The sequence below is a fragment of the Acinetobacter sp. YH01024 genome (genome assembly GCF_013420195.1).
GTDB lineage: Bacteria > Pseudomonadota > Gammaproteobacteria > Pseudomonadales > Moraxellaceae > Acinetobacter > Acinetobacter amyesii.
In genome coordinates this window covers 1-26,518 of sequence record NZ_VOYQ01000036.1, presented here as the reverse complement: position 1 = coordinate 26,518, position 26,518 = coordinate 1, and the positions used below count along the sequence as shown (strand labels likewise).

Sequence of the window (26,518 nt, the reverse complement as noted above, 5' to 3'; positions counted from 1 at the left end):
GAGCAAATCGCATGAAAAAATATACCGTTGAACAAGGTATCGTTGCACCATTAGACCGTGCCAATGTTGATACAGATTTAATTATTCCAAAACAGTTTTTGAAATCTATTAAGCGTACAGGCTTCGGAGCCAACTTATTTGATGAGTTGCGCTATTTGGATGAAGGCTATTTAGGTCAGGACATTTCAAAACGTCCGATTAACCCCGATTTCGAATTGAACAAACCGCGTTATCAAGGTGCGTCGATTTTGATCTCTCGTGCAAACTTTGGTTGTGGTTCGAGCCGTGAGCATGCGCCTTGGGCATTAGAAGAATATGGTTTCCGTACTGTCATTGCACCAAGCTATGCGGATATTTTCTTTAATAACAGCTTTAAAAATGGCATGTTGCCAGTGATCTTGTCTGAAGAGATCGTAGATCAGTTATTTAAAGAATGTGCTGCATCTGAAGGCTATCAATTAACCATTGATTTGGCTGCGCAAGAAGTACGTACACCGAGTGGTGAAGCATTTACATTTGAAGTCGATCCATTCCGTAAACACTGCCTATTGAATGGCTTGGATGATATCGGTTTAACCTTACAAGCAGCCGATGATATTCGCGCTTATGAAGAAAAAACCAAAGCATCTCGCCCTTGGGTATTTGCAGAAATTAAAGCTTAAGTCAGTGTCACTGTAGAACTTCTTAGTAGTCAGTCGGCTTAAGTCTTGCTAATATCAGGCGAAACAAAATTTATACGTTAGCCAGAATTTATCAGGTTGGGTTCGAAAAATGAAAAAGTTCTTCGGTCAGCTGGTTGTAACGGGAGCGCTGTTCGCAACGCTCTCTGCCTGTCAAAGCTTTGACACGGCACGCATTAAAAATGTGAAAGAAACTGAAAGTACAAAAAATAATGCTCTGATTTACTGTGCAGGTACAGCGCATTGTGAATTTGAGCGTTTTGATCAAATACAGGTGGTTGATCCAAATAATCAACATGTACAACGTGCTGCGATTAAAGCAGGCATTGTACGGTTGAATGGTCGTTCATTGTCTGAGCCTAATCCTTTGTATTTGTCTGTACCTTCAGGTCAGCATGAAGTCGTGATTCGCTATTATCCAATTTCTCAGGAAAAAGCAGAGCGCTTGCATGTCATTCACAACTTTAGGTCCAAACACGAGTACACCTTTAAAATGTACCGAGAGCGTTCAAAAAACACAGGCAGTTTACTGGATAAATCTGCGCCTGATCCGCTCTGTGTAGACTTAAAGCAAGGTGCAAAAACGATTCGACGTTTCTGCCGACCCTACAATGTCCTCACAGGACTTGGTGAGTTTGTAGAAAAGAAACTTTAAATCTGACTGGTAATCAAGCCAGCGTATAAATGGAAAGACTCATGTCAAAACATATTTTGATTTTACCAGGTGATGGTATTGGTCCTGAAATCGTGAAAGCGGCTGAACAAGTGCTGACACGTGTAAACGAGAAATTCAACTTAGGTTTGACTTGGGAACAAGGTCTTTTAGGTGGTGCAGCGATCGATGCGCACGGTTCACCTTATCCAGAAGTAACAGCAGCACAAGCGAAGACTGCTGATGCGATTTTATTGGGTGCAGTGGGTGGTCCTAAGTGGGATACCATTGAGCGTTCAATTCGTCCAGAACGTGGCCTATTAAAAATTCGTTCAGAATTAAATTTATTTGCTAATTTACGTCCAGCCATTCTTTATCCGCAGCTTGCAGATGCGTCGAGCTTAAAACCTGAAATCGTAGCAGGTTTGGATATCTTGATCGTACGTGAGTTAACTGGCGGGATCTATTTCGGTCAACCACGTGGTATTCGTGAACTCGAAAACGGCGAAAAACAAGGTTTCAATACTGACGTATATGCAGAATCTGAAATCAAGCGTATTGCCAAAGTTGCTTTTGAAATGGCGAACTTACGTGGTGGTAAAGTGTGTTCAGTGGATAAAGCCAACGTACTAGAAGTGACTGAGCTTTGGAAACAAACTGTAACTGCGTTAAAAGAAGAGCAGTATCCTGAAATTAACTTGTCTCATATGTATGTTGACAATGCTGCAATGCAATTGGTTCGTGCGCCAAAACAATTTGATGTGATCGTGACTGGTAACTTGTTCGGCGATATCTTGTCTGATGAAGCAGCGATGTTAACCGGTTCTATCGGCATGTTGCCATCGGCTTCTTTAGATGAAAATGGTAAAGGCATGTATGAACCTTGCCACGGTTCAGCGCCAGATATCGCAGGTCAAAACATTGCGAACCCATTAGCTACAATTCTGTCTGTTGCTATGATGCTACGTTATACCTTCCGTGAAGAAGCGGCGGCAAAAGCAATTGAAGATGCAGTAGGTAACGTCCTAGATCAAGGCTTACGTACAGGTGACATCATGTCAGAAGGCAGTACTCAAGTCGGTACAGTTGAAATGGGTCAAGCTGTAGTTTCTGCATTGAACTAATGTTGAATCAAAAAAACGCAGCGTTTATGCTGCGTTTTTTTGTGCCTAGAAATTATAAACCCTAGAGTTGATGCCCTAACAGGTGCGACCAGTTAATCGGACATCAGTTGCAATATTATGCTTTATGCGAAATTGAATAAGGCAGTTTAACTCCACCTCATAGCGTGTATTTCCACTAGGAATCGGCACAGCAGCACCGCTGCCCATGCCCATCGCAGGATTTTCCGCCATCGGTAAAGGAATACTAATCGGGCGTGCGACACGATAAAGGAGGTAGTCCGAACTGACCTCCACGGGAGAAGTCCTTTGATAGCCCAGTTTGCTGAGGTCGAGTTCTGCTTGAATCGTTTGGCTCGATTGACCAATAAATGAGGCTAAATGGCGTTCACGTTCAACGGAGGATATCGTTGATGTCGTGGTACAGCCAGCCAATAACACAATGCTTAGAACGCATCCCATGCTCAGTATAGGGTGAATAAAACGCTGATCTTCGTAAACCTGATGTTCCAAAATAAATTTCATGGGTCAGTTCCTCACGAAATAAATTCAGTTTAGTCAGATTGGTCTGTATAACACTGTAGTCATTTGATACACGGTCTTCCGAGCAGGATTAGCCTTTTGTGTTCTATCGTAGGATCAACAAGCTCTGCCAATATAGTCAATAGATTCAACTATTTGATTGCGTAATTTGAACTCGATTTTACATTGCATATCGACAGTGACACCATCTTTAGAAGGCGTTGGGATAGGGGCGCCCATGGCTATACTGGTGCCGATATTCGGTGTACCTATCGGAATTGGCATCGAGCGTACAATCGTATAGCTAAGTTTTTCATTGCTTTGTACAGGTGCTCCCATCACTTTGTAGCCCAATTGACTTAAGTTGAGCTCTTTACGAACTTGATCAGCTGGCTGTCCAATATCGTGTTGTAGGGATTGATTGAGTTGCTTTTGGCCTGTCGTGGCACAAGCAACTCAAAAGACAGCACCGACTAATCCTAGATGTTTCATATGATTTTATATCCTTATATTTTAAATTTTTTAATCGAATTTTTATGTTTTTAGACTGTAAAGGAAAGCAAATTTGCAGTCAATTTTTATCATTGCATTGAAATAGATACAAAAAAAAAGCCACTTATAAAGTGGCTTTTTCGCTTCGCTAAAACTTAGCGCGCACGGTAAGTGATACGACCCTTAGTCAAATCATAAGGTGTCATTTCTACTTTAACACTGTCGCCAGTCAAAATACGGATATAGTGTTTACGCATTTTGCCAGAGATGTGAGCAATCACTTCATGACCGTTTTCTAAACGTACACGGAACATAGTATTAGGAAGCGTCTCGGTGACAACGCCTTCGAACTCGATGAGTTCCTCTTTATTGGCCATAGCCTACCTGAATGAATAAATTAGCAAGGCGCAAATTATAGTCAATTTTTTTTCAGAATACAAGCCGTAAAAGGCTTTGAACTGATCGACTGTCAGTAAAATAAGCGAACAATTCAGTTAAATATTTTCAACAAAAAATGTGTAGTAACAGTTGTCAGTTTGGTCAATCACAGTTAATCTAAAATCAATCTTTTTAAGTATAAATGAAGTACATACAAGGAAGGTTCTGGAGTGGGTCAGCTAACTGATGCATCTGTTGTGTTGCGTTTAGGGTATCAAGCGATTCGTCGTGCCGGATTGCCAACAGAAGAAATTTTAACAAAAGCGGGTGTAGCATTAAATCAGGTTGAAACCAATGACCGTACCCCATTGAATGCGCAATTTGCGTTCTGGGTGGCTGCAGAAGAAGTCAGTAAGGATCCTGATATTGGTTTGCATCTGGGTGAGCATTTGCCTTTATATCGAGGGCAGGTGATTGAACACTTATTCATTTCATCTGAGAATTTCGGTGAAGGTTTAAAGCGGGCTTTGGCGTATCAACGCCTCATTAGCGATGCCTTTCATGCGCAATTGGTGATTGAAGATGACCGCTGCTATTTGACCAATGGTCATCAGCCTTGGGCAGAAAATATCGTGAATCGTCATTTTTCTGAATGCGCGATGTCGGGTGTTTTGCGTTTCTTTAAGTTTATTACTGAAGGGCGTTTTCAGCCAATTTATATCGACTTTAACTTTAGTCAGGGCGCGCCAGATGATGAGTATTTCCGTGTCTATGAATGCCCTGTGAGTTTAGGGCAGAAAGAAACCCGATTATATTTTGATCCGGCTATTTTAGAGTATCAATTGTGGCAGGCAGAACCTGAGTTATTACAATTGCATGAGCAGTTAGCGATTGAAAAACTTCAGGAGTTGGCGCGTTATGATTTGGTTGGTGAAGTTCGCCGTGCTATTGGTTCAACGCTTGAAAGTGGTGAAACCACACTCGAAACGGTCGCTGCACAGCTCAACATTACCCCACGTCGTTTACGGACTCAGTTGTCAGAAGCCAATACCAGTTTTCAGCAAATTTTGTCAGACTATCGCTGTCGTTTGGCTAAAAAATTATTGGCCAATACCAATGAAAGTGTGGAGCGCATTGTTTACTTAACGGGTTTTTCTGAGCCAAGTACGTTCTATCGCGCATTTAAACGCTGGACCAATGAAACGCCTGTGGAATACCGTAAGCGGAAGCAGCGTTAAGGTTGATCTTCGATAAAATCCTTCCCTAAACAGAATCCCCCCTTTGAAAGGGGTACTTTCATTTTTAGAACCTAGCAATGGCGAAAATGACACTCATCCCTCTGTGAAAGGGAGGTTGGGAGGAATTTTTTATTCAGGCATATTTAACCAATGAGGTCCCAGCGGAACTTGAGGAAGTTCAAACTGTGCTGGATAGTCTGCATGGATAAAATACAGCCCATCGGGCGGTGCGGTGACACCAGCTGCTTTTCGGTCTTCAGCCGCAAAAATGTCGTCAATATGGTCAACGTCATACATACCTTGCCCAATTTCCAATAAACAGCCCATGATGTTACGCACCATGTGATGTAAAAAACCATCGGCCTGAATATCTAGGACTAAGTAACATCCGTGTTGGATCAAGCGACAATGGCTGACATGACGAACTGGCTGATTGGACTGACAGGCTGCGGCACGGAAGCTTTCGAAATTATGAGTGCCTTCAAATTTGGCCGCGGCACGTTGCATTTTCAGCACATCTAGCTTGGCATAAACATGGGTCACTTGCTTATGTAATAAAGCTGGACGTTGTGGATTATTATAGACCACATAGCGATAACGACGTGCTTGCGCTTTAAAGCGGGCATGGAAGTCCTGATCCATTTCCTTAATCCATTGGATGGAAATATCACGGGGTAATTGGCTATTGCTGCCCATTAACCATCCACGAATGGGACGAATCGCCTGAGTATCGAAATGTGCCACCATATTGGTTGCATGGACGCCGGCATCTGTTCGGCCAGCGCCGTGCAACATGATTGGCTCATTGGCCACTTTGCTGAGGACGGTTTCAATGGTTTCTTGCACGCTTGGTACGCCCGGTTGCTGAGTTTGCCAGCCCTTGTATTGCATGCCACAAAACTCAATCCCAATCGCAAAACGTTGCATAGTTACCTCAAATGACTTAATCGTTCCAATGCGCAGTCCAGTCTGCGGCACTGCCGTATTGTAAATACATTTTCAAACATTTGGCATAAAGATCTGCATGACCCAAACAATTGCTCAGTAATATTCCACTATCTTTGACCCAGTCACTGACAGCATAGCGCTGATCTATACCGCCATGAACAACCTGTGTACTTAAAATAATTTTGCAATTTTTTTGTTGTATAGCCTTCAATATATTGAGTAATTCAGCATCAACGGCAATGTTGCCTGTGCCAAAACCTTGCACAATTAAAACGTCTGGAGTGTGTGTAAGTAGAGCCGCTAAATTTTGACTGTGTAGCTTGGTTGCAATCGGTTGCAACATCCAATTCAGGCAATTGAAATGAGCCGCTTTGTCTAAATCATTGGCCTGAACAATATAAGGCGATGTCAGCATTGAAAGTGGCTGTGTGGCTGGCAGCCCATCAAAGGCTTTCAGATCGGTTGTATGCACTTTCAGTGCGGATTGAGCATGCATTAATTGATGATGAAAGGCCAAATAAACCCCAACACTCGATTGGTGTACCGATTCTAATGCAAAATTTAAATTGTCGATGGCATCGGTAAATTCACGGGTGTTGTCACCAGCTATATTAAACAGCGGATATTGGCTGCCTGTAAGCACGATATGAGCAGACTGTCCCATAAAGTGTGCAAGCACGGCGCTGGCATAGCTAAGCGTGTCTGTACCATGAATAATTACGAAATGCTGAAATTGTTGTAATTGTAAGCTTTGAATTTGTTGAATCAGCGCCAACCAGTCGGGTGCAGTACAAGCACTACTGTCACGAATGACAGGTGCGACAAAACATTCAATGTTTAGGTGTAGTGGCAGCACATGCTGTAATTTAGGTAAAAACACATTCGCTGGCATGGGGCTTAAAGGTTCACCGATACAACCGAAAGTACCACCCATATAAATAAGAGCAATTTTTTTCATCATAAAAAAAGCAGCCTTGAAAGACTGCTTTAGTTTAAATCGCTTTAGTTTAAGATGCGATTTGATTCAGTAACTGATCTGCTTGTTGACGCTGAGCTGAAGAAAACTCAGCTTCTTTTTCAGTCAAAATTTCACGTGCAGCGTCATAAGCACCCAGTTTGATGTATTGCGCTGCCAACTCAAGATTCAATTCAATTTCATTGACTTCAACCAGTTCGGGGAAAGATTGAACCAATGGATCGTTTTGGTCTGTAGCAGATGGGGTTGAAGGTGTGCCTAAACCGCTAATGTCAAAACTCACACCACTTGAAGAAGGTGCGGCAGGTTTCTCTTCAGGCGTAGACTCTAAGTTAAACTCTGTTGCAGGAGCGACAACGGCTTCTTCTGTTTTTGCTGTTTCAAAAGCACCTAAGTCAAAGTTTAAGGTTGGAGCTTCAACTTTGTTTTCTTCTACAACTGGTGTTTCTGTTGTAAATGAAAAATCTAAAGGCTCGATTTTTTCTTCTACAGTTTCTGTTTTAGTTTCAGCCGCAGCTTCAGTGCTTGGGGCAAAGTCCATTGCAAAATCAATTGGTTTGATTTCTTCAACGGCAGGAGATGGCTGAGCAATCTCTTCGGTTTTCAGTGTTGCTTCAAGTGCAGGTTCTGGTGAAATTGAAAGCGTGTCAAATTCAAGCGGCTGTATTTTTTCAGCAGGCGCACTTTCAACAGGGGCTGAAATGTCTGCTTTTGCAGGCGTTTCAGTGGTGAAATTAAAATCTAGAGGTTTAATTTCAGCTGCTTTTGGCTCAACAGGTGCAGCAGTTGAACTTTGCATTAAAGCATCAAAATCAGAGGTATTTTGAGCTTTTGATGGAGCCTCTTCAGTGATCGGTGATACAAAGTTAATGGCATCATCTTTCACATTTTGAGAATTTTCAAATTCTACTTTTTTTGCTTCAGCTTGTTCTAAAATTTCATCGAGTTCAAGTGAACGAATATGGCTTAGCAATTGGCTGATGGCAAATTCGTCTTTTTGTAAAATGTGAATATCTAATAGATATAGATATAACTCATGTTGTGAGTTGTCACGTTTTAACGATTGATTGATTTGTGCTTCAGCAGAAAAGAAATTACGTTCTGCAATTAATTTTTCAATTTTGCCACGAGCATCGGTCGTTAATGGCGTCATTGATTTTTTTTCAATGACACTGCTTTCAACCACTTGAGTTTTCTTCGGAGTCGCTTTGGCCGAAACACCCGTTTTCTTGGTTTTAGTGGATGTTGGTTTGGCTTTATCTGATTCTTGATCTTTTTGGCGTTTGTTTAAAAAAACCAATACGATCACTAAGATCACTAATGGAATCACATAAATCAGCATGTTTTAACCCCTTGGAGATAGAGCGATATAAAGTTGCACTCATCCCTATAAAATCTTGATTGGTAACGTTTTAGTTTATTGGCTTCTTTTATCTGCTTGTTGAGCTTTCAACTGTTGTTGCAGTTGAGCAAGACGAGCATTTAATAATTGAATTCTGTGATCCTTTTGATTTAGCGCCAATTCTAATTCAGTTACGTTTCTCTGTAATTTAACGGTTTTTTCACGAGATGTCATAACTTTTAATGACAACTCTTTCGAAGTTTTATTCTTTTCTGCTGCGCTGTTGGCAGAAGATTGTGCCGAATCTTGCGCTTTCTCTGCCACCAGACTCATTTCAGCTTGATTCAAGCGGTATTTGGTTTTGCCTGACTGCTTCGAAGGCACTTTGGCAAGTTCTGCAGCAGAGACTTTTACAGGCTGTTTTGCTTGCTGCATACCATGCAGATTTAAGGCAGCACCACGGCGCAGACGGTTTACATCGCCTTGAATGAATGCATGTTCGTTGCTGTTTTTAATTTGTTGCATGACTTCAGAAACAGGGCGGTTTTGTTCTGTCGCGATACGTGAGGCAATCCCCCAAAGGCTTTCATTTGAGCGAACCACATATTTTGCCGCTGGTGTTGCTGTCGATGAAGCCGCGGTACTTGTTGGTTTTGGTGTAGATGCTTTTTGAGCTGTCGTTGTTGGATTTTCACGTTTTTGTGCTGCCTGCTCCGCAGCAAATTTTTGTGCCAATGGGTCTTGAGATCTTGCAGTTGATGCTGTTGCAGTTTGTGTGGCTTGCATTTCTGAACTGACAGAGCCGGTCGAATTGGTTTTTGTAACTTGCGAAATTGATGTTTCAGAACCAGATGAAGTATTTGCGCTATTTTGCTCCGCAGGTGCAACGCTATAATTTTGTACATGCGTGACAGGTTCAATCGCAACAGGCGTTGAAGTTGCTAATTGTGCTAATTTTGGCGGTGCTTTGGTACTGAGTAATAGGGGTTGTTCTGCAGCTACGGGTGCTTTTGCGGTATACAGTGTGCTGACAGGTAAATTTAAGGCAATTTCTTTTTCATTTACAATAACGACAGGTGCTAAAGCACGCTCATTGGCACGTGTTTGATTCGCATTCGACGGCGCTGGATTGCGTTTTAATGGTGTGCGAATTTGTTGCAGGCGTGAAGCATTACCTTCTTTAATATTGACAATAAAATTAAGCTCAGCATCGGTCACTGGACGCGAAGAGGTAATGGTAATTACCCCATTGCCTGCACCATCACGACGTGTAAAGAAGTTTAAATGTCCCGGTGGTTGATGCCCTGTACCCATACTCAATAAATCCTCTGCCGTGGCTAAACTTGCATTGAGCGGCACAGATGTATTTGAGTGGCGAAAATGAATCTCAGCGTACAGCAATTCCCCGGGTGCTGACTGGACTTGTACAGGATCAATGCTGATCGCTTGAATGTTTTGAGATGCAATAACGGCTAAAATGGCGATCTTTAATTTGTTATATACGGTCATCTTAATCTTTAGCTCGAATATATGTCGCATGGCGAAAATTATAGATTAGCGAGTTGTCGAAGAATTGTAAAATATTTACACGACAGTTACATAAAAAAGCCGATCAATTGTGATCGGCTTCTTGTTCAGAGACTTAAAAATGCTTAAGCATTTTTATAATCAATGAGAATTCTTAGCATACGACGTAAAGGTTCAGCAGCACCCCAAAGCAATTGGTCACCCACAGTGAATGCACCTAGGTATTCTTTACCCATGTTGAGCTTACGTAGACGACCAACTGGAACAGACAAGGTGCCAGTTACAGCAACAGGAGTCAGATCAGTCATTGAAGCTTCACGCGTATTTGGCACCACTTTAGACCAATCGTTGGCACTAGCGATGATATCTTCGATTTCATCTAGTGGCACATCTTTACGAAGTTTTAAAGTCAATGCTTGTGAGTGACAACGCATCGCACCAATACGGACACAGTGTCCATCGATTGGAACGATTTGCTGGTTGCCTAAGATCTTGTTGGTTTCAACTTGACCTTTCCACTCTTCTTTCGACTGACCGCTTTCAAGCTGTTTGTCGATATAAGGAATGAGAGAACCCGCTAAAGGCACACCGAAGTTTGCAGATGGGAAACCTTCGCCACGTTGTAACTGTGCAATTTTAGAATCAATATCTAAAATTGGTGAACGTGGGTCATCTAGCAAGTCTTTGGTGTTGTTATACAAGTAGCCCATACCTGAAATCAGTTCACGCATGTTTTGCGCGCCTGCACCAGAAGCCGCTTGATACGTCATAGACGTTGCCCATTCCACTAAATTATTTTGGAATAGACCGCCTAAACCCATCAGCATAAGTGAAACGGTACAGTTACCGCCCACGAATGTTTTTGTACCTTTCACTAAGCCGTCTTTGATTACGTTCATGTTTACTGGGTCAAGTACGATGATCGCTTCATCATCCATACGTAAAGTCGATGCAGCATCGATCCAGTAGCCATTCCAGTTTTCTGCTTTAAGCTTAGGGAAAACTTCAGTCGTATAATCGCCACCTTGGCAGGTGATAATGACATCCATTTGCTTCAGACTATCAATGTCCGTTGCATCCATAAGTGCTGGGGCAGTCTTACCACCAAACGCAGGGGCTTCACCACCTGCATTACTGGTAGAAAAGTAAAACGGTTCGAAATGAGCGAAATCGTTTTCTTCAACCATACGTTGCATAAGGACGGAACCAACCATCCCGCGCCAACCGACCAGACCTACTTTCATGTCACTTTGCCTCGGTGCGTTAAAAAATAAAAGGGGGTTCGAGTGTACCAAAAGGGCGCATAACTGCAAGCGCTACATAATGAAAACACCAATAATATTGTGCAATATATCTTGTTTATGTTACATGCAAAACTGATATAAATTTATGAATCAATAAAAAATAAAGAATATAAGGGAGGCGTGATGATTTGGATTGAAATACTGGCGGGCTTCGTCATTTGGTTGACATTTTGGTCACTGATCCCACGAGATGAATGGTGGTTTCGTGGTGCAGATTTTCCGCGCCTGCAAATCTTGGCTTTGGGTATATTTGCTTTCATGGGCTTAATTTTATGGAATGCGGAATGGGACTTGGCGCGTGAAATCATTCTAATTGGGCTGATTGCCGCCTTGGCATATCAATTGAAAATGGTATTGCCTTATACGTTTCTGTGGAAAAAACAAGTCAAACAAGTCCGATCAGACCAGTTAGATACACAAAAACAGATTTCAATCATTGTCTCCAATGTACTCACGCCAAATACCCAATATCACTTGTTATTGGCGCAAATACAGAAGCATCAACCTGACTTAGTACTCACGCTAGAAACAGATCAAACTTGGCAAAATGAATTGGCAGTGATTGAAGCTGATTATCCTTATCGCGTACCCGTACCTTTGGATAATTTGTATGGCATGCATTTGTATAGCAAGTTAGAACTTAGTGAAACTGAAGTCAAATTTATTCTCAGTGATGAAATTCCTTCGATCCATACCCGAGTCACCTTAGCATCAGGAAATCAGGTTCAACTGTATTGTTTACATCCCAAACCGCCAAGTCCAACAGAAGCCAAAGATTCAACTTTACGCGATGCAGAATTGCTGATTGTGGGCGATCAGATTAAAGATTTAGATGAAAGTTGCATCGTTATGGGGGACCTGAATGATGTGGCATGGTCACGTACTACACGACTCTTTCAACGAATCAGTGGGCTTTTAGACCCGCGTGTTGGACGTCATTTCGTAAATACCTTTCATGCCAATTATCCACTGCTGCGTTGGTCGCTCGACCATATTTTTCATAGTACAGATTTTGCATTGGTACATATGGAACGCTTGCCCAATATCGGTTCAGACCATTTTCCAGTCTATGTGGTGCTGCAAACAGGCAGGGTATTTGAGCAAATCCAAGAAGAATTAGAGCAAACAGATGAAGATGAACAAGAAGCGCAAGAGGCAATTCAGGAGGGTATAGAAAAAGCTGAGAAAGAGGAGAAGATTGTGACTGATGAAATCGCCCATGATTATAAGGATGGTACGAAGGCACCTTGATTTTGTTTGATTTAAGAGAAAAGTGTAAGAAATAGCTTACACAGCTTTCGGCTTCTGACGAATGGTCAGGTCAAGTGTATTGACTTATTCTTTGTTCATCGGCACATGGAACTGGGAACGGAACATCCCACTAAGGAAGACGAAGCCGATGGAAGCATCACGGAACGAATGCAGGAAAGGAAAGCCAATAAAAAATAAAAAGAATACTTGTGAAAGCACAACCTCATAGACCCGAGTTTTGCAGGATGCAGAACTCGGGTTTTGCTTTTATGATATAGATATTTTTGCTTTTCTTTTGATCAATTTCTTTATACAGTGTGCCAAGAAAAAAGCGATGAATTTCCAATAAAAATATAGGTATGAGGCGTTCTATGCTGTCCGAATGGTACCAGAAAATATTGCAGATTACACACTTATCTACGGATGCACTTTCCATTTACCTTGGCTTAATCCTGTTCTTTTTTGTGGCCTTTTGCCATCACCGCCAATTGAAATCACATTATGCGATTTGGACCGTTGTGGTCGTCGCAGTGGGGTTGGAATTGTTTAATGCACGGCATGATATTTTAGATAGAGGTTATTGGCGTATAGGGCAAAGTTTGCAACATATTTTGAATGTCTTGTTACTGCCGCTAATCCTCTGGTTAATGGCTCGATACCGTGTGTGGAAGGGCTAAGTGGAAGCGCGAAATTGAAGGGCTAAATAGTAGGGTTGAATCACCATTGAGTCATTCATAATAAAAAAGGATATTGTGCATTTCACAATATCCTTTCTAGATGCAGATCTAGTTGCTGAATTAAAAATATTTCCAGAGCGTTATCCTGCACAGCAAAGATCTATGGCGTGTAGTCAATCAAGCTGAATGCTGAGAGACCACCTGCGTATACAACTCCAAAGTCTGGTCACACATCTCTTTTAAACTAAACATACTGATAGGCTGCACGTGTTGTGGTTGGTCTAAATGCAACTTTAAAGTGTCGAGTAATTGTGTTTCATCATCGACAGTGACTAAACCTTGCGAATAGACATTCGATAAAATTTCAGCTACGCCACCACGGTTCCAACCAATCACAGGTGTACCGACAGACAGTGCTTCGAGTACAGTCCGTCCAAAGGTTTCCGCTTGGCTCGACAAAGATAAAACCAAATCGCTAAAAGCTAACCATTCACGAATATCCGAACGGTGACCGACAAAACTAATCCGATCACTCAGTCCTTTCGCCGCAATGCTGTCTTGTATTTCTTGTAAATAAGCCGCTTTTTTCGGATCAGCACCACCGACCACCACCGCATGTACGTCGGGATACTGTGTTCGTAGCTGTTCCATTAAATGGATCAGGGTTTCATGACCTTTCAAACGGGTGATACGGCCTGGTAAGCAAATCAGACGTTTATTTTCCAGTTCAGGGAAGTCTTTTAGGGTTTGATTGAGCCACTGTGCTGAGGGTTGATAGCCATGTGGAAAAGCAGCAGGGTCGATGCCACGATAAATACGCACAATGTCCTCGGTAGGACAGTTTTTGTAGTTATCCGTAATGTATTTGACAACACTATCCGAGACCGCAATGACTTTTTCAGCTTGCGTCATGATTTGACTGTAGCGATTAATCGAATAAAAACCATGTACAGTTGAAATCAGGTGAGGTCGCTTGTTAGCTGGAATCCCTTTGAGGGCAAAATGCGTGAGCCACGCGGGGACACGTGAGCGCACATGCACGATATCTGGTTGATGTTGCTCAATCAGTTTACGTAGTGGACGAATTTGCCATAAGCTCGATAAGGCTTTTTTATGGATTGCGAGTGTAAGATGAGTTGAGCCTTCGGCTTCTAATTGAGTCACCATACGGCCACCATTTGAAACCACTAAGGACTCATGACCGGCGGTCACTAAAGCACGAGCTATTTCTAAGGTTCCTCGCTCGACACCACCACTGTTCAATTCAGGTAAAAGCTGCATCACTTTCATAGCATTTCTCTTTTTTATGTGCTGAGTTGAACTCAATAGATTTTGTCATAGCCTTGTGGGCGGGTTTTAAAGCGGCGATGGAACCACATGTATTGTGTCGGTGCGATTCGCAGCTGATTTTCAATAATTTTATTGGTTCGAATAGCATCCGAAACTTCATCGTCACTCGGAAAATTGTCCAAAGCAGGTTCAATCAATACATGATATTGAGGGTTGCTGATGTCGCCGTCTCGATAAAAATACAACGGGATCGCCTCGGCTTTAGCAATTTTTAATAAGCGACGATGTGCAGTAACAGTGGCTGCTGGAGTACCAAAAAATGGTGCCATGACCCCTTGTTTTAAACCAAAGTCCTGATCGGGACTGTACCAAATGGCATGGCCATTTTTCAGATTACGAATTAAGCCACGCATATCATCATGATCGATTTGGTTGGCATAGATGGTGGCACGGCAACGCACAATCAACATATCCAACAGTGGATTATTTTGCGGACGATAAACCACATCCGGTTCAAAGAACTGTGCGCATAAATAGCCACCTGCATCGAGCAGGGTAGAATGTGTGCCGAGGAGCAAAATACCTTTGCCTTCAGCTTGTGCATTTTGAATATGCTCTAAGCCTTCAATTTGCACCCGATTTTTGAACCACTGCGGGCTGTACCATGCATTTAAAGTTTCAAAAATGCCAATCATTTGGTCGATAAAAACCTGTCGTGCATTGGCTTCAACTTGTTCTGACGCCCATTCAGGAAAGCAAACTTCCAAGTTGCGAATCGTGGTTTTACGACGTGACTTGAGATTGTTAAAAGCAACAGAACCGAGGAATTGCCCAAGGCGATACTGAACTGCCCAAGGAAGAATCGCCAAAATCATAAGAAATACAATCCCTATCCAAATTCCCCAATACTGAGGAAGTAAGAAAGACCATTGGAATTTTCCGGGTTGATATGTTGGCTTTTGACTCATAGGGCTAAATCAAAGATTAAAAAATAGGGTTCAGTTTAGCATGAAGCTGAATTGAAAGAGAAAGTTCAACCTTATGCTGCATCAGACTTAACCTTTGACTAAACCGCCATCGACAATCAAATTCTGCCCTGTGACCGCACGTGAGTAAGGGGACAAGAACATCATGATGGCCGCAGCAAATTCTTCAGGTGTGGTCACAGTACGTAAAGGTGTCGATGCCGCGATTAAATCAAACACGGCATCGGGTGTCGCTTTACTGGCATCGGTGCTTTGTAATAAGCCACCAGAAAGCATATTGACGTTAATCCCAAACTCACCCAGTTCATGCGCCGCTGTGCGAGTGAATGCCAAAAGTGCCGCTTTTGCTGCAGTGTAGTCGTGGTAAGGCACGACAGGGTTTTGTATCAGGTTGGTACCAATATTGACAATGCGACCAAAACCCTGTGCTTTCATCTTGGGAAGCGCCGCTTGAGTGGTGTTGAGTGCAGCGACAACTGCTCCATCAAACTGTTGCTGTAAGTGCTGTGCAGTCAGTTCTTCAATTTTAGGACGGGCATCGCCATTAAATTGAAAATGGATAAGGGCATTATTCACGACAGAGGTGATCGCGGTCCCAAAATGTGATTCTGCTGCAGCAAAGAGCTGTTCTACTTGAGCTTTATCGGTGACATCTGCTTGATAGGCAAACACTTGCTGAGGAAATGCGGTCGCCAACTGTTCTGCTGCAGTTTGACTGGATAGATAGTTCACGACCACGCGTGCGCCTTCAGCAATTAACGTTTGGCTAATTGCCAAACCGAGGCCACGTGCGCCCCCTGTAACCAAGACAATTTGATCTGAAATTTGCATGCTCGTGACTCAATCTTATGTTGAACGTCACCATAGCAAGCTTTTCACATTAGCGGAATCGTCTTTACAAACGCTGTATGCTCCAATTTAAAACAGCGTCATTTAGGTTAGCCATCCAGTCGAGTCATATGACATAAAAAAAGCCGTATCGAAATACGGCTTTTTCTGTATGGAATCTTTGTGGACTTAGCCTTTAGCAAGTGTTTCTAGCTCATCTAGACGTTCCATTTTTTCCAGCATTTCGTCATCAATTTCAGCTAGACGCTGTGATGCTTTGGTCGCAGCATTAGCGTCAGTCATAAACCAAGAACCGTCAGCTAATTTTTCAGACAATTCAGCTTGCTCTTGTTCCAATGCTTCAATTTCAGTCGGCAGTTGTTCTAGGGCACGTTGGTCTTTATAGCTGAGCTTGACTTTTTTAGGCACGGCAGCGGCAGCCGCGGCTTCGGCTTTAGCCATGGCTTTTTTCACATCGCTTTTTTGATCCACGACAGTTTGGTCAGGACGCTGTTCCAAATAGTCTTGGTAACCTCCGATGTATTCATCGATTTGACCTTTACCATCAAAGACCCAAGTTGATGTCACCACGTTGTCCATAAAGGCACGGTCATGCGAAATCAGTAACAGTGTGCCTTTGTAAGCGCTGAGCATTTCTTCCAACAGTTCAAGAGTTACCATATCCAAGTCGTTGGTCGGTTCGTCCATCACGATAAGGTTCGATGGTTTCAGTAGCAGTTTAGCCAACAGAATACGGTTACGCTCACCCCCAGAAAGTGCTTTAACTGGTGTACGTGCGCGTTCTGGAGAGAATAAAAAGTCTTGTAAATAACTGTAGATGTGACGACGGCTACCATTGACATCGACATGGTCTGAGCCTTCAGAAACGTTATCTTTCACTGATTTTTCAAGATCAAGTGCATTTCGAAGCTGATCAAAGTAAGCAACTTCAAGCTGTGTACCTGTTTTCACTGTACCAGTATGTTCTTGCTCACCCAAAATAGCTTTGATGAGGGTAGTTTTACCCACACCGTTGTCACCGACTAAGCCGATACGGTCACCACGTAATACCAGTGCCGAGAAATCTTTGATGATTGGCGCGCTGTTGCCAAATTGCACAGCTAAGTTTTCAATTTCAAAGACCACTTTACCTGAGCGCTGCGCATCTTGCGTTGCCATGCTCACTTTGCCTTGTTGTGAACGGCGCGCTTTAGACTCTTCACGCAATGCTTTTAAGGCACGAACACGACCTTCGTTACGGGTACGACGCGCTTTAATGCCCTGACGAATCCACACTTCTTCTTCAGCGAGTTTTTTATCGAATAGCGCATTTTGCTTTTCTTCCGCTTCCATTTGCTGAGCTTTGAGTTCGAGGTAACGTGAATAGTTACCTTCATAGCTACGCAAAATGCCGCGGTCAAGTTCCACAATACGAGTCGCAATATTGTCGACAAATGAACGGTCATGCGAAATAAATAATAGGGTTAAATTATTTTGATCAAGCAGGAATTTTTCGAGCCATTCAATACTTTCAACGTCCAAATGGTTGGTTGGTTCGTCGAGTAGCAATACATCCGGCTGCGTTAAAAGGGCGCGTGCCAATAGAACACGACGCTTACGACCACCAGACAAATCTGCAAGGTCAGCTTCTGGGTCTAGGCCCATTTTGCTGAGGATGGCATTCACTTTGGTTTCAAGTGACCAGCCATCCATTTGATCCATCTGATGTTGTAGGTTGCCCATGCGCTCGCAGGCGTCCATATCACCAAGTACGCAGGCTTCGCTGGCTTCATGATAAGCACGTAGAACAGTTGCAGCTTCACCTGCACCATCGGCTACAATATCAGCGACTTTGCCCGAATCCATGGGTACATCTTGAGCAAGCATTGAAATCGTAATGCCATTTTGCAATGAAACTTCACCGCCGTCTGGCAATAAAGTTCCCTCAATCAGTTTAAGTAAAGTAGACTTACCTTCACCATTACGACCGATTAAACACACTCGTTCGCCACGCTCTAAACTGAAGTTCGCGCCGTCGAGTAGGGAAGGTCCGCCAAACGCAAGCTGGACGTCCCTTAAAGTAATATAGGCCATAATGTTTCCTGAAATCTTATATGAGGAGTGTAAATTGACTACACAACAAAATCTTGATGAACAGGCGTCATTTTCCGCACCCATTGAAGATTTGCAAGTCCGAATTGCATTTTTAGATGATTTAGTTGATCAACTGAATGATCAAGTTGCACGTCAAAACGCCGAAATCGCTGATTTAAAGAAACAAATGCAGATGTTGTATCGTCGTATTGAATCGGCAGATTTATCTGAAGGTATTGCGGCATTTGACCCGATGACCAACCGCCCACCGCATTATTAATGTCGATTTTGAATGACAGGCAGATGACGAATCAGCGCCAAAGCTGTGGATTGGTGTAAATTTATTTGACCTTTTGCAGCGTGACAGGTCTAATGCACCGCATCTGCTGATCGAAACCCATTATTTCATCTCATGAGTCAAAAAGTTGTCCTGCTAGATTTGGAAAATAACCCGCCCACAGCAAATCTATTGCGCAATATCATTGAACATTACAGTACTTTGTATGTGTTTAGCTGCAGCGGAAAATTTGAATATGCACTTGAAGATTTGACTGAAATTGCAGGGTGGATCGCGAGTGGCCAATTGGTGGTTTTGGATATTCCAGAAACGCCGCAAAAAGAATTTGAATATGCGGTGATTGTGGGGCAACTGATGGCCTTGATGGATCCAGATGCACACATTGAAGTCATTTCAGTGATGCCTGATATTGCATTACTGATGGAACAATTGGATGGCTCTGGACTCAGCGCACATCTTATTCAAATTCAATCAGAACAAGAAGTTTCACATAAAGTTAAGTATAAAATTCCTGACCTAGAAACCATTCGGAATAAACCTGATTTATTACTGATTAAACACTATTGTGATGGTCTGGAAAAACTCAGTGGCAAACCCAACAGTTTGGATAAACTGAAAAACTCACTGATGAATATTTTGCAAGTCTCTAGCGAAAAAGCTCAGCATTTGGTCGGTATGTTGATCAATCTAAAAATCGTCAAACGCTTTGATGAGCAAATTTCGATTCGAAAAAAAGTACTCAAACAATGGGTGCAGCTAGATTTAAATGCGACTGCTGAAACAGCATTGCCCATCAAAACAGACCTGAATGCATTTTCTGCTTCACTCGAAGATCAAACCTCAAATACTGATGATACGGCATCGATGATTCAGGCTGCACAACAAGGCTTATTTAAAAATTTCAATAAAATTGATCCTGTGCAAATGGAAGTGATCCGAAAATTGCATGAATTAAAGTCAGATAAACCAAAAGATATCTACGCCTTACGTGATTTATTGGAGCAAATGTTCCCACAATCTGATGTTCGACTATTACTTAAAGAGTTGATCGAAAAAGGATATATCTATTGGAATGGTCACGAAGTGCTGTATAGCCACGAGATGTTCCTGAATTAATTTTATCGAGTGAACTTGCGTTTTATATTGCGCTTATGCAACTCTAATAAAGGAATATAAAGGTTGTGCTATGGAAAATACTGGAATCTGGGTTACTGTTTTTATTGTGGTCTTTGTACTTGGGTCGATTTTTGGACTTCGAGTAAATCCTAGAGAAAAAGCCTTAGGCATTATGCGCGAGAAGGCGCGTAAGATGGGGCTGCACCCACGTTTAGTGGCTGCACCTGCTTGGACCAAGATTCCAATGGCTTCTGAAAAACGTGCCAGTATGGTGGCGTATTACAGTGTGCTGATTCCAGATGCGCGTTTGCCTTTAATGCGTGCTTTAGTAGTCGATGACAAACTTGAACTGGTACATGGTGATGACAAGTTCAAGGATTTAGCCATTACATTAAAGGGCATTTATGCTATTGATATGCAGGCAAACTGTGTAGGACTCTATTGGAACGAAGAATCTGACTTAAGAGCCACACAGCTTGAAGATATGAAAGCATTTTTACATTCATTGGCTGAACTTTAAATTTTAAAAAACCTATTAAACAGGAATGATGGTTAACTATGGCGAACGCTCCTCGGTCCACATCTAAAAGTACCACAGCAAAATCTGCCGATGCTGGGAAAAAGCGTGCGTTAGTGATTGTGGAATCGCCTGCAAAAGCGAAAACAATCAATAAATATTTGGGCTCTGATTACATCGTAAAATCATCGGTGGGTCATGTCCGTGATTTGCCTACAGGCGGCTCGAGTAAAACAGCAGAGAAAAAGCCAGTAACTCGTGCGAAATTAACTGAAGCTGAAAAAGCCAAAAAAGCACAAAAAGCTTTGGTTAATCGTATGGGTGTAGACCCTGAAAATGACTGGAAGGCACAGTACGAAGTCCTACCGGGTAAAGAACATGTTGTTGCGGAACTGAAAAAGCTTGCATCGCAAGTTGACGAGGTCTATCTCGCAACGGATATGGATAGGGAAGGAGAAGCAATTGCTTGGCATTTAAAAGAAGTCATTGGCGGTGACGACTCACGTTATCAACGTGTGGTGTTCAACGAAATTACCAAAAATGCCATCCAAGAAGCGTTTAAACATCCTTCTCGCCTGGATACAGATAAAGTCAATGCTCAGCAAGCCCGTCGTTTCCTCGACCGTATTGTGGGCTTTATGATCTCGCCACTCTTATGGGAAAAAATCGCCCGTGGTTTATCGGCAGGTCGTGTGCAATCTGTGGCTGTTAAACTTGTGGTTGAGCGTGAACGTGAAATTCGTGCCTTCGTTCCAGAAGAATTTTGGCAAGTTTTTGCAGATACCAAGTCGAAGAAAGACGATATCCGCTTAGAAGCGGTGAAGCAAAATGGCAAGACTTTAAAACTGCACAATAAAGCTGAAACGGATGCTTTACTGAACCTGATTAAAGATGCCGACTACACAGTTTCAGCACGTGAAGACAAACCAACCAAGGTTAATCCAAGCGCGCCTTACATCACGTCTACATTGCAACAAGCAGCAAGTACACGTTTAGGTTTTTCTGTGAAGAAAACCATGATGTTGGCACAGCGGTTATATGAAGCCGGCTTTATTACCTACATGCGTACAGACTCAACATTCTTGAGTGATGACGCTGTAAATATGGTTCGTGGTCATATTGAAACTGAGTTTGGTCAAAAATATTTACCGGCTAAACCAAATCGCTACGGCAATAAAGCTGGTGCGCAAGAAGCCCATGAAGCGATTCGTCCATCAAATGTCGCGCTAAAAGGCGATAGTTTGGTGGGTGTAGAGCGTGATGCACAGCGTCTTTATGACTTGATCTGGCGTCAGTTCGTTGCATGTCAAATGACCCCTGCAGAATATTTATCATCAACGATTTTAGTCAATGCCAATGGCGTCGAACTCAAAGCCAAAGGTCGTACATTGGTCTTTGATGGTTTCACTAAAGTGCGTGGTCAAAATAAATCGGATGATGATGTACTGCTTCCTGCTGTAAAAGTCGGTGAATTACTGAAACTTGAAAAATTAGACCCATCGCAACACTTTACTAAACCACCTGCGCGCTTCACTGAAGCATCATTGGTCAAAGAGCTTGAGAAAAAAGGTATTGGTCGTCCATCGACGTATGCTGCGATTATCTCAACCATTCAAGACCGTGGTTATGTGAAGCTCGATAACCGTCGTTTGTTCGCCGAGAAAATGGGTGAAATCGTGACAGACCGTCTCGATGAAAACTTTAATAACTTGATGAACTATGCATTTACGGCAGACCTTGAAGGCCAGCTGGATAAAGTCGCCGATGGTGATCGTAACTGGAAAGAGTTACTCAATAGCTTCTACGGTGATTTTAAAACACGCTTAACCACAGCTCAGGGTGAAAATGGCATGCGCCGTAATTTACCTGTAGAAGTGGATGCGGTGCACTGTAAAGAATGTGATCGTCCGATGCAGATTCGTACAGGGACTACAGGAGTGTTCTTGGGTTGTTCAGGTTATAACTTACCGCCTAAAGAGCGTTGTAAGGGAACTTTAAACCTGACACCTGTAGAATCATTGGCTGCACTGTCTGACGATGACTCGGCTGAAACAGCAGATTTAATGTCGAAAAAACGCTGTCCAATTTGTGAAACAGCCATGGACAGCTATGTGATTGATGGTGGGCGTAAGTTGCATATCTGTGGTAATAACCCAGACTGTGCTGGTTTTGAGCTTGAAGAAGGTGAGTTCAAAATCAAAGGTTATGATGGTCCAACCATTCCGTGCGACAAATGTGATGGCGAAATGCAATTGAAGACAGGCCGTTTCGGTCCTTACTTTGCATGTAATAGCTGTGACAATACACGTAAAGTGTTGAAGAGCGGTCAGCCTGCACCTCCACGTGTAGATCCAATTAAAATGGAGCACTTACGCTCAACCAAACATGATGACTTCTTTGTTCTTCGTGATGGCGCAGCAGGTTTATTCTTAGCTGCAAGTAAGTTCCCGAAAGTACGTGAAACCCGTGCACCGAAAGTAGCTGAACTACGTTCTGTCGCAGATCAGTTGGATGCAAAATATCAGTTCATCTTGCAAGCGCCGGATGTCGATCCTGAAGGAAACCCAACATTGGTGAAATTCAGCCGTAAGAACCAAGCGCAATATATTGGTTCTGAAAATGCTGAAGGAAAACAAACCAAATGGTCTTTGGTGTACCAAGACGGTAAGTGGGTTGAGGCTTAAGCTTTAAAATCAATAAAATGCTGACTTCGGTCGGCATTTTTTATGTCTTTTGATCAGGGATTTTTAAAGTAAGTAATCGATTGAGCTTTTAAATTGATCAAGACATTCAAAGGATGTTCTGTTTTAATTCTGAAAATAAATGCTAAAAATTAATTGAGATCTTGGGGAATGTGGAAAAAAATTCGGGTACTGTGTTTATTGCTGATTTTATTGGTTGTCGCAGTCAATGCCTATAAAGACAAAAATCAAGACTGGAGTAAACCGATCTTTGTATTGTTACATCCAATTAATGCAGATGGTCGAGAGAGCACACAAGCTTATATACAGCAGCTTTCTGTCAATGATTTAAACGATGTTCAACAATATTTACAAACGACGGCACAGAAATACCGAGGGCAACCGACTTATGTGTATTTTAAGTTAGGTCGAGAGTTAAAAGTTTTACCTCCCAAAGTACCCAATGATGCTGGCATGTTGGACGTTATCTTATGGAGTTTGAAATTCCGCTACTATGCTTGGCAGCAGCATGAAAATGTAGATGGTGTTTCGAGTGTGACGCTATTTTTAAATTATTACGATCCGACTCAAACCAAAGAACTTAAACATTCCACAGCTTTGGAAAATGGTCGAATTGGATCGGTGAATTTATTTGCATCGAATAAACAGACTGCGCAGAATAAAATCGTTTTAGCCCATGAGTTATTACACGCTTTTGGTGCAACGGATAAGTATGATTTGGCCACAGGTCAGCCAATCTTCCCTGTCGGTTATGCAGAACCTGAGCGGCAGCCTTTGTTTCCACAAAGCAAAGCTGAACTGATGGCAGGGCATATTCCTACCTCACAGACGCAAAGTAAAATGCCTGAAGATTTAGCTGATACTGTGGTGAATGACGTCACAGCGATTGAAGTGGGATGGAAAAAATAATGTGGATAAAACCTATCTTATCCACAGTCTAAGTCAGCAGTGTGGATAAGATTTGGACTTTTCTTTCATTTTTCTTCATCATAAAGTTGCATAATCCATTGAATAACGAATAACTTGAGAAAAAGCATGAGAACAGTAGGCAACGATTTAATTCGCAGTCAGCTCCATGAAAACCGTAAGTGGTATCTCGGTTTAGGTGCTTTATTGGTGGTCTTCGGATTGGTCCTTTTGGTAGCCTTGCCATTTGCGACACTTACGGTGATTTATATTTTTGGTGTGCTGATGATGTTAGGTGGCGTAATCCATTTCATTGCAGCATTTAAAATTTTTGAAGGCGGTTACCGCTGGTTCTGGGCATTATTTGGTGTGCTGTATTTGGTCGCAGGCTATTATGCATTTACAACGCCTGTCAAAACGGCCATTGTCCTAACCAATTTATTGGCGATTATTTTGATCATTGCAGGGGTCATTCGTATCTTTAATGCTGTGCTATTTCGAGCATTTCAAGGTTGGGGATGGACACTATTTTCAGGTCTATTGACCTTGATTACGGGTGTGATCATTTTGATGTCACCTGATGCACCATTTTGGGTATTAGGATTATTCTTGGCGGTTGATATTTTATTCCAAGGGGTCAACTACCTTACTTTGGCTTCTTATATTCGACGTGAAGTACCGAAAAGCTCGGCAGAGCAGTAAACTGCTTGCGGATCCGATAAATAAAAAAAGAGTGCTGAGGCACTCTTTTTTTATTCAGTTTTAATGTGTACAACCCGTTAAGGTTTCACGCTATAGCGGCTACTAATGGCGATACGATTCCATGTGTTAATGACAATTGCGAGCCATTCAATTGCACTGATTTGATCATCCGTTAAAAAGGGTAGAGCATCTTCATAAACTGCATCGGGAACTTGGCCTTCGGCAATCAATGTAATTGCTTCGATCAAGCTTAAAGCAGCACGTTCTTTTTCATCGTAGTACGCAGTTTCACGCCATGCATTGAGTAGGCTAATGCGTTCAATACTTTCACCTGTTTTAAGTGCATCTTGCGCATGCATGCGAATACAGAATGCACATTCGTTGATTTGGGATGCACGTAATTTCAGTAAATGGGCTAAACCTTCACTTAGGCCAGACTCATTTATTTTTTGCATTGCCAGTGCATCAAGTTCTGCAACTTTTTTATATAGCTCAGGTGCAGACTGACCTAGGTTGATTCGTGACATTTCGAGTCTTTCTGATGTTTTTAGATATACCTGCTATTTTAAAACCGTTATGGTTGAGGACAAGTTTTATTTTGAGCATTTAGATGACCACTTTTGTTCTTGCGCCCGATTCATTTAAAGAAAGTATGAGTGCTCAACAAGCCTGTGACGCGATGCAGCGTGCAATTTTAAAGCTCATACCTGACGCAAATGTCATCGCTGTGCCAATGGCAGATGGCGGTGAGGGAACTGTAGATGCGTTGCTCAGTGCTTGCGACGGTCAAAAAGTGACGATAGCGCTTACAGGTCCTTTGCCCAATCAAGCTGTGACGACATATTTCGGTTTGATCGACGGTGGAAAAACCGCAGTGATTGAAATGGCAAAAGCCAATGGAATTCATCTTGTCGATATGGCTCAGCGAAATCCATTACTGACGTCAACTTATGGTACGGGCGAAATGATCAAGGCTGCTCTAGACTTCGGAGTAAGTAAAATTATCATTGGCTTGGGCGGGAGTGTGACCAATGATGGCGGTGCAGGTATGGCGCAAGCCTTGGGGGCACAATTTTTAGATGAAAATGGCTTCGAAATAGCAGTTTGTGGTGGTTATCTGGATCAAATTTATAGTCTTGATTTGACACAGCTCGACTCACGTTTAAAGTACACAGAGATCATCATTGCCAGCGATGTCATTAATCCACTATGTGGTGATAATGGCGCATCCCATATCTTTGGCCCGCAAAAAGGCGCAACGCAGGAGATGGTGCGTCAGTTAGATCAGAACCTCAGTCATTATGCTGATGTGGTTGAAGCGACTCTGGATTGTGCTTTACGTGATGCAGCAGGTGCAGGTGCTGCAGGTGGATTAGGTTTTGGGTTGATGGCTTTTGCAGGTGCATCGATGCAATCAGGTGTGGAATTGGTCATTGAACAAACTCAGTTGAAGGAAAAAATAGCACAGGCAGATTATGTGCTGACAGGTGAAGGGAAAATTGATCATCAAACCAAGTTAGGTAAAACACCATTTGGTGTGGCGCAGGTTGCAAAAAAGTTTAATAAACCCGTGATCGCCTTTGCTGGTCTAGTGGGTGAGGAAATAACAGAACTTTATGATTTAGGTTTCACACAGATTGTTGGGATTAATCCACCAGATTGTAAGTTGGAAGATGCATTAAAAAATGGTAAGAGAAATTTAGAATGGTGTTGCAAGAATGTGGTTAGGGCTATTAGATGTAGATACAATATTATAAGGGACTGAAATTTTAGTAATGATTTTTTTATAATAAAAGACTAATAGCTTTGTTTATTTTGTAGTATTAGATTTCTTTCATAAGTCGTTTTTCACTCAGCTCCAAGTTATAAATTCCAGCAATTAGATTGAATCTCAATGCTAGTCTTTTGCCTCGATTGCGATATCGCTCAGCAAGAATTTTGAAGGTTTTCAAACTGCCAAATACATGCTCA

Annotated in this window: 26 protein-coding genes; 13 read left to right on the top strand and 13 right to left on the bottom strand. The window is 42.4% G+C overall.

Annotated features, from left to right (window positions below):
* Window positions 1-11 precede the first annotated feature (11 nt).
* The 3 genes from leuD (at window position 12) to leuB (ending at window position 2,456) form a co-directional block, all read left to right on the top strand.
* Window positions 12-662 (top strand): 3-isopropylmalate dehydratase small subunit, encoded by a 651-nt coding sequence (gene leuD / locus FTT88_RS13145; protein ID WP_078189721.1) that lies wholly within the window; start codon window positions 12-14, stop codon window positions 660-662.
* 109 nt (window positions 663-771) lie between these two features.
* Window positions 772-1,335 carry a hypothetical protein gene (locus tag FTT88_RS13140; RefSeq protein ID WP_168377913.1) on the top strand — a complete coding sequence of 188 codons (564 nt, stop codon included), beginning with the start codon at window positions 772-774 and terminating at the stop codon, window positions 1,333-1,335.
* Window positions 1,336-1,376: 41 nt separating this feature from the next.
* Window positions 1,377-2,456 carry a 3-isopropylmalate dehydrogenase gene (leuB, locus tag FTT88_RS13135; RefSeq protein ID WP_078192754.1) on the top strand — a complete coding sequence of 360 codons (1,080 nt, stop codon included), beginning with the start codon at window positions 1,377-1,379 and terminating at the stop codon, window positions 2,454-2,456.
* 75 nt (window positions 2,457-2,531) lie between these two features.
* On the opposite strand, the gene FTT88_RS13130 is transcribed toward leuB, so the two are convergent.
* The 3 genes from FTT88_RS13130 to infA all read right to left on the bottom strand — a co-directional run bounded on the left by FTT88_RS13130 (window position 2,532) and on the right by infA (window position 3,844).
* Window positions 2,532-2,978, bottom strand: coding sequence for a hypothetical protein (locus FTT88_RS13130; RefSeq protein ID WP_373683076.1), 447 nt, complete (start codon window positions 2,976-2,978; stop codon window positions 2,532-2,534).
* A 114-nt stretch (window positions 2,979-3,092) separates the two neighbouring features.
* Complete coding sequence (locus tag FTT88_RS17380; RefSeq protein WP_257223132.1) at window positions 3,093-3,317, bottom strand: hypothetical protein; 225 nt, start codon at window positions 3,315-3,317, stop codon at window positions 3,093-3,095.
* A gap of 305 nt (window positions 3,318-3,622) precedes the next feature.
* Window positions 3,623-3,844, bottom strand: a complete 222-nt coding sequence (infA, locus tag FTT88_RS13120; protein WP_001284370.1) for a translation initiation factor IF-1 — start codon at window positions 3,842-3,844, stop codon at window positions 3,623-3,625.
* A 231-nt stretch (window positions 3,845-4,075) separates the two neighbouring features.
* Here infA and FTT88_RS13115 point away from each other — a divergent pair, with 231 nt between their 5' ends.
* Window positions 4,076-5,083, top strand: a complete 1,008-nt coding sequence (locus tag FTT88_RS13115; RefSeq protein WP_078189717.1) for an AraC family transcriptional regulator — start codon at window positions 4,076-4,078, stop codon at window positions 5,081-5,083.
* Between the two features lie 129 nt (window positions 5,084-5,212).
* Here the strand turns inward: FTT88_RS13115 and truA are convergent, their stop codons facing one another.
* The 5 genes from truA to asd all read right to left on the bottom strand — a co-directional run bounded on the left by truA (window position 5,213) and on the right by asd (window position 11,120).
* Window positions 5,213-6,010 (bottom strand): tRNA pseudouridine(38-40) synthase TruA, encoded by a 798-nt coding sequence (gene truA / locus FTT88_RS13110; protein WP_078189716.1) that lies wholly within the window; start codon window positions 6,008-6,010, stop codon window positions 5,213-5,215.
* Between the two features lie 16 nt (window positions 6,011-6,026).
* Complete coding sequence (locus FTT88_RS13105; RefSeq protein ID WP_180005301.1) at window positions 6,027-6,989, bottom strand: asparaginase domain-containing protein; 963 nt, start codon at window positions 6,987-6,989, stop codon at window positions 6,027-6,029.
* 49 nt (window positions 6,990-7,038) lie between these two features.
* Window positions 7,039-8,349 (bottom strand): fimbrial protein FimV, encoded by a 1,311-nt coding sequence (locus FTT88_RS13100; protein ID WP_180005295.1) that lies wholly within the window; start codon window positions 8,347-8,349, stop codon window positions 7,039-7,041.
* Between the two features lie 75 nt (window positions 8,350-8,424).
* Window positions 8,425-9,858, bottom strand: a complete 1,434-nt coding sequence (locus FTT88_RS13095; protein WP_180005294.1) for a hypothetical protein — start codon at window positions 9,856-9,858, stop codon at window positions 8,425-8,427.
* 143 nt (window positions 9,859-10,001) lie between these two features.
* Window positions 10,002-11,120 carry an aspartate-semialdehyde dehydrogenase gene (asd, locus tag FTT88_RS13090; protein WP_180005293.1) on the bottom strand — a complete coding sequence of 373 codons (1,119 nt, stop codon included), beginning with the start codon at window positions 11,118-11,120 and terminating at the stop codon, window positions 10,002-10,004.
* 183 nt (window positions 11,121-11,303) lie between these two features.
* Here asd and FTT88_RS13085 point away from each other — a divergent pair, with 183 nt between their 5' ends.
* Together FTT88_RS13085 and FTT88_RS13080 are read left to right on the top strand one after the other, a co-directional pair.
* The gene (locus tag FTT88_RS13085; RefSeq protein ID WP_180005292.1) at window positions 11,304-12,431 is read left to right on the top strand and encodes an endonuclease/exonuclease/phosphatase family protein; all 1,128 of its coding nucleotides are present in this window, start codon (window positions 11,304-11,306) and stop codon (window positions 12,429-12,431) included.
* 371 nt (window positions 12,432-12,802) lie between these two features.
* Window positions 12,803-13,108: a hypothetical protein gene (locus FTT88_RS13080; protein WP_257223129.1), complete on the top strand. Its 306-nt coding sequence runs from the start codon at window positions 12,803-12,805 to the stop codon at window positions 13,106-13,108.
* A 177-nt stretch (window positions 13,109-13,285) separates the two neighbouring features.
* Here the strand turns inward: FTT88_RS13080 and FTT88_RS13075 are convergent, their stop codons facing one another.
* From FTT88_RS13075 to FTT88_RS13060, 4 genes are all read right to left on the bottom strand, one after another.
* A complete protein-coding gene (locus tag FTT88_RS13075) occupies window positions 13,286-14,398 on the bottom strand; it encodes a glycosyltransferase family 4 protein (protein ID WP_180005290.1) in 1,113 nt (370 codons plus the stop codon).
* 32 nt (window positions 14,399-14,430) lie between these two features.
* Window positions 14,431-15,366: an LpxL/LpxP family Kdo(2)-lipid IV(A) lauroyl/palmitoleoyl acyltransferase gene (gene lpxL / locus FTT88_RS13070; protein ID WP_168377904.1), complete on the bottom strand. Its 936-nt coding sequence runs from the start codon at window positions 15,364-15,366 to the stop codon at window positions 14,431-14,433.
* 87 nt (window positions 15,367-15,453) lie between these two features.
* Window positions 15,454-16,215: a 3-oxoacyl-ACP reductase gene (locus FTT88_RS13065; RefSeq protein ID WP_180005289.1), complete on the bottom strand. Its 762-nt coding sequence runs from the start codon at window positions 16,213-16,215 to the stop codon at window positions 15,454-15,456.
* 186 nt (window positions 16,216-16,401) lie between these two features.
* On the bottom strand, window positions 16,402-18,306 hold the full coding sequence (locus FTT88_RS13060; RefSeq protein ID WP_180005288.1) for an ATP-binding cassette domain-containing protein: 1,905 nt from the start codon (window positions 18,304-18,306) through the stop codon (window positions 16,402-16,404).
* Between the two features lie 34 nt (window positions 18,307-18,340).
* On the opposite strand from FTT88_RS13060, the gene FTT88_RS13055 reads away from it, so the two are divergent.
* The 6 genes from FTT88_RS13055 to FTT88_RS13030 all read left to right on the top strand — a co-directional run bounded on the left by FTT88_RS13055 (window position 18,341) and on the right by FTT88_RS13030 (window position 24,547).
* Window positions 18,341-18,586 (top strand): SlyX family protein, encoded by a 246-nt coding sequence (locus FTT88_RS13055; RefSeq protein WP_078189840.1) that lies wholly within the window; start codon window positions 18,341-18,343, stop codon window positions 18,584-18,586.
* Window positions 18,587-18,718: 132 nt separating this feature from the next.
* Window positions 18,719-19,720, top strand: a complete 1,002-nt coding sequence (locus tag FTT88_RS13050; protein WP_180005287.1) for a hypothetical protein — start codon at window positions 18,719-18,721, stop codon at window positions 19,718-19,720.
* A gap of 70 nt (window positions 19,721-19,790) precedes the next feature.
* Window positions 19,791-20,240: an ammonium transporter gene (locus FTT88_RS13045; RefSeq protein WP_180005286.1), complete on the top strand. Its 450-nt coding sequence runs from the start codon at window positions 19,791-19,793 to the stop codon at window positions 20,238-20,240.
* Window positions 20,241-20,278: 38 nt separating this feature from the next.
* Complete coding sequence (topA, locus tag FTT88_RS13040; RefSeq protein WP_180005285.1) at window positions 20,279-22,921, top strand: type I DNA topoisomerase; 2,643 nt, start codon at window positions 20,279-20,281, stop codon at window positions 22,919-22,921.
* Window positions 22,922-23,089: 168 nt separating this feature from the next.
* Window positions 23,090-23,848, top strand: coding sequence for a hypothetical protein (locus FTT88_RS13035; protein WP_180005284.1), 759 nt, complete (start codon window positions 23,090-23,092; stop codon window positions 23,846-23,848).
* A 126-nt stretch (window positions 23,849-23,974) separates the two neighbouring features.
* Window positions 23,975-24,547 (top strand): HdeD family acid-resistance protein, encoded by a 573-nt coding sequence (locus FTT88_RS13030; protein WP_180005283.1) that lies wholly within the window; start codon window positions 23,975-23,977, stop codon window positions 24,545-24,547.
* A gap of 77 nt (window positions 24,548-24,624) precedes the next feature.
* Here FTT88_RS13030 and FTT88_RS13025 read toward each other — a convergent pair whose 3' ends face one another.
* Window positions 24,625-25,074: a carboxymuconolactone decarboxylase family protein gene (locus tag FTT88_RS13025; protein ID WP_180005282.1), complete on the bottom strand. Its 450-nt coding sequence runs from the start codon at window positions 25,072-25,074 to the stop codon at window positions 24,625-24,627.
* Window positions 25,075-25,157: 83 nt separating this feature from the next.
* Here FTT88_RS13025 and FTT88_RS13020 point away from each other — a divergent pair, with 83 nt between their 5' ends.
* Window positions 25,158-26,312: a glycerate kinase gene (locus tag FTT88_RS13020; protein ID WP_180005281.1), complete on the top strand. Its 1,155-nt coding sequence runs from the start codon at window positions 25,158-25,160 to the stop codon at window positions 26,310-26,312.
* Window positions 26,313-26,518 lie beyond the last annotated feature (206 nt).

What these genes read in the sequence shown, in the direction of transcription:
- FTT88_RS13100 (WP_180005295.1), bottom strand. Translation starts at nt 8,349, where the DNA reads ATGCTGATTTATGTGATTCCATTAGTGATCTTAGTGATCGTATTGGTT.
- infA (WP_001284370.1), bottom strand. Translation starts at nt 3,844, where the DNA reads ATGGCCAATAAAGAGGAACTCATCGAGTTCGAAGGCGTTGTCACCGAG.
- FTT88_RS13130 (WP_373683076.1), bottom strand. Translation starts at nt 2,978, where the DNA reads ATGAAATTTATTTTGGAACATCAGGTTTACGAAGATCAGCGTTTTATT.
- FTT88_RS13020 (WP_180005281.1), top strand. Translation starts at nt 25,158, where the DNA reads ATGACCACTTTTGTTCTTGCGCCCGATTCATTTAAAGAAAGTATGAGT.
- leuB (WP_078192754.1), top strand. Translation starts at nt 1,377, where the DNA reads ATGTCAAAACATATTTTGATTTTACCAGGTGATGGTATTGGTCCTGAA.
- FTT88_RS13025 (WP_180005282.1), bottom strand. Translation starts at nt 25,074, where the DNA reads ATGTCACGAATCAACCTAGGTCAGTCTGCACCTGAGCTATATAAAAAA.
- FTT88_RS13045 (WP_180005286.1), top strand. Translation starts at nt 19,791, where the DNA reads ATGGAAAATACTGGAATCTGGGTTACTGTTTTTATTGTGGTCTTTGTA.
- FTT88_RS13065 (WP_180005289.1), bottom strand. Translation starts at nt 16,215, where the DNA reads ATGCAAATTTCAGATCAAATTGTCTTGGTTACAGGGGGCGCACGTGGC.
- topA (WP_180005285.1), top strand. Translation starts at nt 20,279, where the DNA reads ATGGCGAACGCTCCTCGGTCCACATCTAAAAGTACCACAGCAAAATCT.
- FTT88_RS13085 (WP_180005292.1), top strand. Translation starts at nt 11,304, where the DNA reads ATGATTTGGATTGAAATACTGGCGGGCTTCGTCATTTGGTTGACATTT.
- FTT88_RS13080 (WP_257223129.1), top strand. Translation starts at nt 12,803, where the DNA reads ATGCTGTCCGAATGGTACCAGAAAATATTGCAGATTACACACTTATCT.
- FTT88_RS13050 (WP_180005287.1), top strand. Translation starts at nt 18,719, where the DNA reads ATGAGTCAAAAAGTTGTCCTGCTAGATTTGGAAAATAACCCGCCCACA.
- FTT88_RS13035 (WP_180005284.1), top strand. Translation starts at nt 23,090, where the DNA reads ATGTGGAAAAAAATTCGGGTACTGTGTTTATTGCTGATTTTATTGGTT.
- leuD (WP_078189721.1), top strand. Translation starts at nt 12, where the DNA reads ATGAAAAAATATACCGTTGAACAAGGTATCGTTGCACCATTAGACCGT.
- FTT88_RS13060 (WP_180005288.1), bottom strand. Translation starts at nt 18,306, where the DNA reads ATGGCCTATATTACTTTAAGGGACGTCCAGCTTGCGTTTGGCGGACCT.
- FTT88_RS13140 (WP_168377913.1), top strand. Translation starts at nt 772, where the DNA reads ATGAAAAAGTTCTTCGGTCAGCTGGTTGTAACGGGAGCGCTGTTCGCA.
- FTT88_RS13075 (WP_180005290.1), bottom strand. Translation starts at nt 14,398, where the DNA reads ATGAAAGTGATGCAGCTTTTACCTGAATTGAACAGTGGTGGTGTCGAG.
- lpxL (WP_168377904.1), bottom strand. Translation starts at nt 15,366, where the DNA reads ATGAGTCAAAAGCCAACATATCAACCCGGAAAATTCCAATGGTCTTTC.
- FTT88_RS13030 (WP_180005283.1), top strand. Translation starts at nt 23,975, where the DNA reads ATGAGAACAGTAGGCAACGATTTAATTCGCAGTCAGCTCCATGAAAAC.
- asd (WP_180005293.1), bottom strand. Translation starts at nt 11,120, where the DNA reads ATGAAAGTAGGTCTGGTCGGTTGGCGCGGGATGGTTGGTTCCGTCCTT.
- FTT88_RS13095 (WP_180005294.1), bottom strand. Translation starts at nt 9,858, where the DNA reads ATGACCGTATATAACAAATTAAAGATCGCCATTTTAGCCGTTATTGCA.
- FTT88_RS13105 (WP_180005301.1), bottom strand. Translation starts at nt 6,989, where the DNA reads ATGAAAAAAATTGCTCTTATTTATATGGGTGGTACTTTCGGTTGTATC.
- truA (WP_078189716.1), bottom strand. Translation starts at nt 6,010, where the DNA reads ATGCAACGTTTTGCGATTGGGATTGAGTTTTGTGGCATGCAATACAAG.